Here is a 7,652-nt window from a genome sequence, read left to right as displayed (position 1 = left end):
TAGTTATTTAGGTCTACGCTTTTACCCGTGTTAATAACTTATTAACTTCGGAGCGTAATCCATGTTAGGTATCCAGCTTTCTGCTGTTCTCTCTTTATTATTTTTTTCTACGGTAGCAGGCGCTGCCACTTCTCAGTTGGGAGAGCCACTTAAGCTAACCAGTTCATTTGCTGGCTACCTATCGCTGACTATTTTCGTTGTCGCCTACATCGTGGTGATGATGGAAGAATACCTAAAACTCCGAAAATCCAAGCCGGTTCTACTTGCAGCGGGCCTGATCTGGATAATCATTGGTTTTACCTACCAAGAACACAACCTTGTTGAAGTCGCCAAACAAGCGCTCGAGCATAACCTTCTGGAATACGCCGAGCTATTACTCTTTCTGCTCGTCGCCATGACATACATTAGTGCTATGGAAGAGAGAAGACTGTTTGATGCGCTGCAAGCGTGGATGGTAGGCAAAGGCTTTAATTTCCGCTCTCTGTTCTGGATAACCGGTATTCTGGCCTTCTTTATCTCGCCTATTGCCGACAACCTCACGACAGCTCTATTGATGTGCGCCGTTGTTCTCAAGGTTGCTGGCTCTAATCCTAAATTCGTTAACCTAGCTTGTGTGAATATCGTGATAGCCGCCAATGCTGGCGGCGCGTTCAGTCCATTCGGCGACATCACAACGCTCATGGTATGGCAGGCTGGTTATGTGAGTTTTAGTGAGTTCATTCCTTTGTTTATCCCTTCGGTGATGAATTACCTAGTCCCTGCGTTGATCATGTCTTATTTTGTACCCACGACTCAGCCCGACACAGTTCATCAACACGTTGAATTAAAACGTGGTGCAAGACGAATCGTATTCTTGTTCATCATGACAATAGCGACCGCAGTTGCTTTCCATGCCGTACTCCACTTCCCTCCTGTGATGGGGATGATGATGGGGCTCGCCTACCTGCAGTTCTTTGGTTATTACTTACGTAAGACTTTACCCAACTCACTCGCGAAGAAAAAAGCGGTGGCGATCGCCAATAACGATGAAGGCGCCCTGAAACGACTCGGTTCTGTTGTGCCATTCGATGTATTTCGAAGAGTTTCGCATGCCGAATGGGACACGTTGCTGTTCTTCTACGGCGTCGTAATGTGTGTCGGTGGCTTGAGTTTACTTGGATACTTGGAATTAGCCTCGGGCGTGATGTATAGCCAATGGGATCCAATTTGGGCCAACGTCATGGTGGGAATCTTATCGGCTATTGTCGATAACATTCCAGTGATGTTTGCCGTGTTATCCATGGAACCCCAAATGTCGATGGGCAACTGGCTACTGATCACCTTAACCGCGGGCGTCGGTGGTAGCTTGCTATCTATAGGCAGTGCAGCAGGTGTGGCATTGATGGGGGCGGCGCATGGAAAATACACCTTCTTTGGACACTTAAAATGGATGCCAGTGATCATGATTGGCTATGCCGTCAGTATCGCCGCTCACCTATGGCTGAATGGCGATCTTTTTTAATTCGGAGATCTTTTCTAATTCGAACTGTCTTTCAAAGGCTTCTCAATAAGTGTCCAGACGTTACTCAATTGTATCGCTGGGCATTGGTTGCAAGTTAGCATCTCGCCCTGTTGTTGAATGCGCATCACTAGTCTAGAGTCAGTTCGACTGCTTCCAGAATTAAATTCAATGGTGATCAAGTCATCATCAACACGATAGGTTCGAGTAATGGAATTATCCGTTGTTTGATAAGTCACTTGCCCGGATTCAAAAAGTAGATAGCTGTCATTATCTGCGTTCTCATACATACCTTTGAACAGAGCAAGTTGTGGTACTTCGAAGGGTCGAGTGGTGTCGGTTAAACAGCCCGTCAGCAATAGTGCGCTACTGCAGCAGAGTATAAGTGAATGATGGCTATTCATTTGGGCATCCTTGCCTAGAGAACATGGTTAAAGGATATGCAACCAAATAAGTATTTTCCAGCAAGTGGCAGTTTTATTGCAAAGTCACACTTTAAGAACCCTTAACGTTCACCAATAATTGATACGCAATTTTCAACAAACATTCCGAAAAAGACTCTTTAATCTTCTTCTCTTCCCTCAATCACCAATAAGCGCTGTTTACGTTCTACACCACCCGCATACCCGGTCAGCTTGCCATTTTTACCAATAACACGGTGACACGGCACAATCACTGACACCGGATTTTTTCCATTCTCTAAACCCACGGCTCGCACCGCTTTGGGGTTACCAATCGCGTCGGCCAATTGTGCATAGCTCCATGTTTCTCCATAAGGAATGGTAGTAAGAGCCTGCCAAACCGACTGCTGAAACGGAGTGCCTTTTGCGGCGATCGGCACAGAAAACTGGATTGATTCACCAGCAAAATAACGATTGAGCTGATCGGCGACCAATTCAAAGATCGGAAAGCCATCATCTTGAACGCCTAACTGTTCTGGCTTGGTGGTGTATGTTTCAAACCAAAGGCCGAGCAGCCCTTCATCGTTCGCCTGTAAAGTCACGGTGCCCAATGGGCTCTCATAATAAGTAAATCGGTTAGCCATAATATCTCCTAGCCTGCTATTGCATATGTTTGTGATTGCATATGTTTGTGGGTGCTCTTTCTATTAAGACTGATTCCAACAATGGAACGTGGCGTAACTTCCCCAAGGCGAAACACTCTCTGCATTAATGGCAGGTCGATGCTCAATGAACTTCTTCACCACCAAATCACCAACCAACAGGTGGTTAGGTTCGCTTAACCCACGAAGCAGTGCGTATTGAATCGTCCAAGGCCCAATGCCCTTTAGCTCAATCCACTTAGAAGGGTGCTCAGCTTCATTGTCGACCATGTATTCGGCAAAACGCTTTAAGGTCTCTTTACGGCTTCCCGGCATTCTTAAGAAGCTGACATCAGCCTCCGCTATCTGTTTCGGTGTTGGGAAGCAAACATTCTCATGTTCATCAGAAAGCTCTTTCACCAATAAGTTAAGCTGCCCAATCGCCGCGGTTACCGAAACTTGCTGTCCGAGAATCGCTCTTACTCCGGCTTCCCAAGCACTCCACACGCCAGGAATGCGGATGCCACTCTTAGCCACTAAGTTGGGGTCAATGGTTGTAAAGAAGGCCTCAACCTTGGCAATATCAACATCAAGGTCGAACATGCGTCGAATGTTAGCAATCAAGCTTCTTAACTGGCTTATATCTTCCAACTCAAATTCAATATCTAAGCGGTTCTCTTTGGCCAAGGTGGCCTTGAACCAACCCTTTGACCCATTAACATTCACTGTGCGCTTGTAATAGTCTTCGCCAACGTCTTCTAAGCCCTCAATCATTCTTCGTCGATAAAAACCCAACAAGTGGTTCCAATCTAAAGGCCCATGAAAACCAAGCTGAATATGATTGCTCAGGTTTTCACTTAGCTTTGTTCGTCGGATTTGGCTTGGCGAGAGCTGCAGCTCTTTTAGAAAGGCATCATTGAAACGACGCGTGCTATTAAAACCACTCGCAAAGCCAACATCGGTAATGCTCATGCTACTGGTGTGCAACAACTGCTTGGCAAACATCAATTGGCTATAAAGGCTATATTGCTTCGGCGACACCCCGATATAATTGTCGAACAAGGTTCGTAAATAACGATCTGAGATGCCTAGTCGGGTCGCAAGGTCGACAATCGACCCCGAATTCAGCGCGCCGTTGTCGATTAATTGCATAGCTCGCAGAAAGGTAGTTTCAACCCCTTTCCACGCAGGAGAAAAAGGTGCGCTGTCTGGGCGACAACGTAAACAGGGCCGATAACCCGCTTTCAAAGCCTGAGCTTGATGAGAAAAGTATTCAACATTTTCTTCTTTGGGTGGGCTTGCCGGGCAAATAGGTCGACAAAAAATGCCCGTCGTTTTCACCGCAGTAAAAAACATCCCATCAAAACGAGCATCTCGTGCATAACGAGCTAAATGGCACTGCTCACTCGTTAACGTACTGTTGTGATGAATATTTCTCGACATGCTGTGCTCTTCCTATTTGCCATAACTTTTACTCCGATACCTAAAAGTTTACCGTGAACTGTCATTGTCGCTAGCCACTTTCGGAACTGAAGGTTAGATAAATCACAAAAAAGGGTTTTCTTTTTACGCAATTCGACTAAATTTAACCTTGAGAAGAAACTCTTCTCACAACGTCAACGATAGGTACTTAGCACACTAAGATGCAGAGACCTGTCGAATATAAAAAGGAAAAGGCTATGGTTCTTCACACGTGTCGTATTGTTTTATCAAACCAACAGGTTCTCACCAGTCAATCAGTCGAGCAGTCTCTCAGCTTTCTTGAAGAAGAAGCGAGTAAGGGGATTTCTAAAATTGAGATTGACGCAACGGATGGCAATCAAATCCATTCATACCTGTCACACTCTCTTGAAGAGTCTATTGAGAATCTAATGAATCTCTAGAATTTTCGAAGAATAGTGCTTTGAAGTGATAGGGCTTTTAAAAAAGGTTACGCATACCAGGCTTAAACGGTTTTATCCGAGTTAGGGTTATCTCTGATTTGGAAAAGAAAATCATCTCTGGTTTAAAACAAAAATGGCTCCCAACTATACAATTAGTTAGGAGCCATTTTTTATTGAATCTAATCAACAAAGCCGTTGCTTACCGCGAATGCCGCTACTCTGGTGCTTGTTCAGCGGCTTGTTGCAACGTATAAGCGGTCGATGGATCAATTTCGTTAACCAACTTCTCGACCTGCATGATCGCATCAACCGAGGTGCTGCTTTTGCGGTAGCTGAGATAAATTGGGCGATACCAATCTTCAACACCTTTCACCTTATGCAGCTGACCTGAGTCGATAAAAGGTTCAACCATAGAAACAGGTAAATACGCACTGCCACCTTTCTCTAAAATGAAATCGAGGGCAATACGAGCCGTAGAGGTACGTAAATACGGAGCTGGAACTTTAGGGTGACGTTCTGCGTGTTCTGAACCGAAGCGCGTTCCCCAATCGACATACACATACTTATGTTGGAACACAGATTCCAGATCATCTTGCTGCGTTGATACCAACACCAAAACCAAATCAGCGACTTTTTTACAGTTTAGCTCTTCCGCTTTAATTTGATCGAAGGCGAAAGCCATATCTAAGGTTCGCTCTAGCAAATTACGGTTCAGTTGCTCGCGCCCCATCACCTCAGCCATGAAGCCATAACCACCAAAAGAATCGGTCACTACGCTTAAACAGTTTTGCAGATACGCATCCCAAATATTCGGAGTGCCACCTAGTGTTAACTGCAAGGCTTTTCCACTCTCTAACGACAGCTCAAACTTAGCTTGTTGTAAGGTGGATACCATCACTTCAGCATAACCAATCAAACGCTCACCGGAAGAGGTAAGCTTGATGTTATTGCGGTCACGAATGAAGAGCTGAGTATCAAAATAGCCTTCAAGCTGTTTGATCCGCGCACTCACCGCTGCTTGTGTTAAATACAAGTTTTCAGCTGCGCGCCCAAAGTGGCGCACCCTTGCAACCTCAAGAAAGGTTCTAAATACTTTCACATCCATCAAAAATACATCTCTGTAATAAATCTGCTAACTAGCCGATCTAGGATTGTTTATCGTAAAGGCAAAAACGTTTTGTTTCCTATTTTAGCCTTTTAACAATATTTTCGCGTGAGCAATAAACACTAATTTCTATCTAACCACATTACTGAGGCTGATATGTCTGAGACCGAATTCCGACACGGAAAAAAACGTTTTTATGACACCATTAAATTCCCATGAGGGTTCGCTAAGTCAGGTGATTTTACTCTTTCAGAAGAAGAAATCCTAACCTTGTTTGGTGACACTATGCTTGCACTTGAGACTGGTGAACTAACACCGACCAATGCTGAAGAAAGACATTTCATCAAAGTATTGGCTCACCCTCATAAGGCTAAGTCCAAGTTAGACCGTGTTTGGTTGAAGTACATTCAACTGGCTCGTGGACGCCGTCGCTTTCATACCCTAAACGGCTGCAAACGCGGTGAAGTGCCTAGGGAAGAATACGACAGAGAGTTAGTGTTAGAAGATTAGTAAAATAGCTCAAAGTGATACATCATCGCTTTGGGCTTTTTTTTTGCTTCAAATACACTTTTACGTCGTAAGTTATAAGTCTAGCTAAAGTACACCTTTTTACCAATATGTATATAAAATTCATGATGATAGAATGGCTAATCGTGACTAAAATATAATTATCTTACACTGTACTTATTCACTAATTCCGCTCCACTTATCATCATAGGCTTAAGCCCCCTTCATCACCTTTCCTTTCAGCTATACTCATTTATCCGTAATCACGAGACCAGAACCTCCTAACCTAAACATCGCTCTATTGTGATAAATACCTCGTTATCACGACTGACCTAGACTCGAATAAGCTAACGCAATTTTCAGGGTAGGATTGATGTCTTCAGCGACTGTATTGGATTGACGTGACGATATATGACAAACGTATTAATCTTGTTTAACGACACCAAATATCCATACAAAAAATGTGCAATTTTGAGAGTTCTAGTCACAGATACCATTAAAAAAGTAAAAACTTGACCTAAAACAATAGCGGAATTTAATAACTTATTTTATAATGCGAATTAATGTTTCAGAACACTATAAAATTTTATTTCTAGGGGCAAAATCAATGAGACTTATTCCATTAAGCAACAAAGCTAAAGTAGGTAAATGGGCTGCTCGTCACATCGCAGATTCTATCAACAAATTCGCTCCTACTGCTGAGCGTCCATTTGTACTAGGTCTTCCTACTGGTAGCACACCTCTAACTACTTACGCTGCGCTAATTGAGCTACACAAAGCTGGCGAAGTAAGCTTCAAGCACGTTGTAACATTCAACATGGATGAGTACGTTGGTATCGACCCTAACCACCCAGAGTCTTACCGCACATTCATGCACGAGAACTTCTTCAACCACGTTGATATCCAAGCAGAAAACATCAACCTGCTAGATGGCAAAGCTGAAGACATCGATGCTCACTGTGCAGCATACGAAGAGAAAATCCGTTCATACGGCAAAATCAACCTGTTCATGGGCGGCGTAGGCATCGACGGTCACATCGCATTCAATGAGCCAGGTTCTTCTCTATCTTCACGCACTCGTATCAAAACGTTGACTGAAGACACTCGTATCGCGAACTCTCGTTTCTTCGATGGCGACATCAACCAAGTTCCTAAATACGCACTAACTATCGGTGTTGCTACTCTTCTAGATTCTGAAGAAGTAATGATCCTTTCTCTAGGCCACAACAAAGCGCAAGCGCTTCAAATGGCTATCGAAGGTTCTGTAAACCACATGTGGACTGTTACCGCTCTACAGATGCACCGTAAAGCTATCATCGTTGCTGATGAGCCAGCTCAACAAGAGCTAAAAGTTAAGACTCTACGCTACTTCCAAGAGCTAGAAGCTGAGAACATCCAAGACCTATAATCGATTGTCTTGAATAGAAAAAGCCACTGAGTGTGGCTTTTTTTGTATCTGCTACTTTTGTATTTGATAAGCGGGGGGAAAGTGTCGAGAGTTTTTGATAGACACAAAAACAACAAAGCGATTTCCCCAACGAGAGAAACCGCCATCATTTTAAGCTTTGGATTGAAACGAACGAACAGCTACAAGATATGTAGGATGTGAAACAAGAT

At 43.8% G+C, this 7,652-nt stretch carries 7 protein-coding genes and 1 pseudogene; 4 read left to right on the top strand and 4 right to left on the bottom strand.

Annotation, left to right across the window (positions count from 1 at the left end; genetic code table 11):
- Positions 1-61: 61 nt before the first annotated feature.
- Positions 62-1,501, top strand: coding sequence for a sodium:proton antiporter NhaD (nhaD, locus tag H5300_RS16080; RefSeq protein WP_017077049.1), 1,440 nt, complete (start codon positions 62-64; stop codon positions 1,499-1,501).
- Positions 1,502-1,515: 14 nt separating this feature from the next.
- Here the strand turns inward: nhaD and H5300_RS16075 are convergent, their stop codons facing one another.
- The 3 genes from H5300_RS16075 to H5300_RS16065 all read right to left on the bottom strand — a co-directional run bounded on the left by H5300_RS16075 (position 1,516) and on the right by H5300_RS16065 (position 3,983).
- A complete protein-coding gene (locus H5300_RS16075; protein WP_061021198.1) occupies positions 1,516-1,902 on the bottom strand; it encodes a hypothetical protein in 387 nt (128 codons plus the stop codon).
- Positions 1,903-2,060: 158 nt separating this feature from the next.
- Positions 2,061-2,543 (bottom strand): methylated-DNA--[protein]-cysteine S-methyltransferase, encoded by a 483-nt coding sequence (locus H5300_RS16070; RefSeq protein ID WP_182796399.1) that lies wholly within the window; start codon positions 2,541-2,543, stop codon positions 2,061-2,063.
- 63 nt (positions 2,544-2,606) lie between these two features.
- Complete coding sequence (locus H5300_RS16065) at positions 2,607-3,983, bottom strand: AlkA N-terminal domain-containing protein (RefSeq protein ID WP_182796398.1); 1,377 nt, start codon at positions 3,981-3,983, stop codon at positions 2,607-2,609.
- Between the two features lie 236 nt (positions 3,984-4,219).
- Here H5300_RS16065 and H5300_RS16060 point away from each other — a divergent pair, with 236 nt between their 5' ends.
- Positions 4,220-4,423 (top strand): hypothetical protein, encoded by a 204-nt coding sequence (locus tag H5300_RS16060; protein ID WP_017082971.1) that lies wholly within the window; start codon positions 4,220-4,222, stop codon positions 4,421-4,423.
- 214 nt (positions 4,424-4,637) lie between these two features.
- Here H5300_RS16060 and H5300_RS16055 read toward each other — a convergent pair whose 3' ends face one another.
- Positions 4,638-5,528 carry a LysR family transcriptional regulator gene (locus tag H5300_RS16055; protein ID WP_004732733.1) on the bottom strand — a complete coding sequence of 297 codons (891 nt, stop codon included), beginning with the start codon at positions 5,526-5,528 and terminating at the stop codon, positions 4,638-4,640.
- A 156-nt stretch (positions 5,529-5,684) separates the two neighbouring features.
- On the opposite strand from H5300_RS16055, the pseudogene H5300_RS16050 reads away from it, so the two are divergent.
- Together H5300_RS16050 and nagB are read left to right on the top strand one after the other, a co-directional pair.
- A pseudogene (locus H5300_RS16050) lies at positions 5,685-6,038 on the top strand (DUF413 domain-containing protein).
- 604 nt (positions 6,039-6,642) lie between these two features.
- Positions 6,643-7,443, top strand: coding sequence for a glucosamine-6-phosphate deaminase (gene nagB / locus H5300_RS16045; protein ID WP_004732731.1), 801 nt, complete (start codon positions 6,643-6,645; stop codon positions 7,441-7,443).
- Positions 7,444-7,652 lie beyond the last annotated feature (209 nt).

Source organism: Vibrio sp. SG41-7, assembly GCF_014164465.1.
GTDB classification, from domain to species: Bacteria; Pseudomonadota; Gammaproteobacteria; order Enterobacterales; family Vibrionaceae; genus Vibrio; species Vibrio splendidus.
Note: the sequence above shows the minus strand (reverse complement) of the source record. Positions and strands in the feature narration are given on the sequence as shown.

What these genes read in the sequence shown, in the direction of transcription:
- nhaD (WP_017077049.1), top strand. Translation starts at nt 62, where the DNA reads ATGTTAGGTATCCAGCTTTCTGCTGTTCTCTCTTTATTATTTTTTTCT.
- H5300_RS16075 (WP_061021198.1), bottom strand. Translation starts at nt 1,902, where the DNA reads ATGAATAGCCATCATTCACTTATACTCTGCTGCAGTAGCGCACTATTG.
- H5300_RS16070 (WP_182796399.1), bottom strand. Translation starts at nt 2,543, where the DNA reads ATGGCTAACCGATTTACTTATTATGAGAGCCCATTGGGCACCGTGACT.
- H5300_RS16065 (WP_182796398.1), bottom strand. Translation starts at nt 3,983, where the DNA reads ATGTCGAGAAATATTCATCACAACAGTACGTTAACGAGTGAGCAGTGC.
- H5300_RS16060 (WP_017082971.1), top strand. Translation starts at nt 4,220, where the DNA reads ATGGTTCTTCACACGTGTCGTATTGTTTTATCAAACCAACAGGTTCTC.
- H5300_RS16055 (WP_004732733.1), bottom strand. Translation starts at nt 5,528, where the DNA reads ATGGATGTGAAAGTATTTAGAACCTTTCTTGAGGTTGCAAGGGTGCGC.
- nagB (WP_004732731.1), top strand. Translation starts at nt 6,643, where the DNA reads ATGAGACTTATTCCATTAAGCAACAAAGCTAAAGTAGGTAAATGGGCT.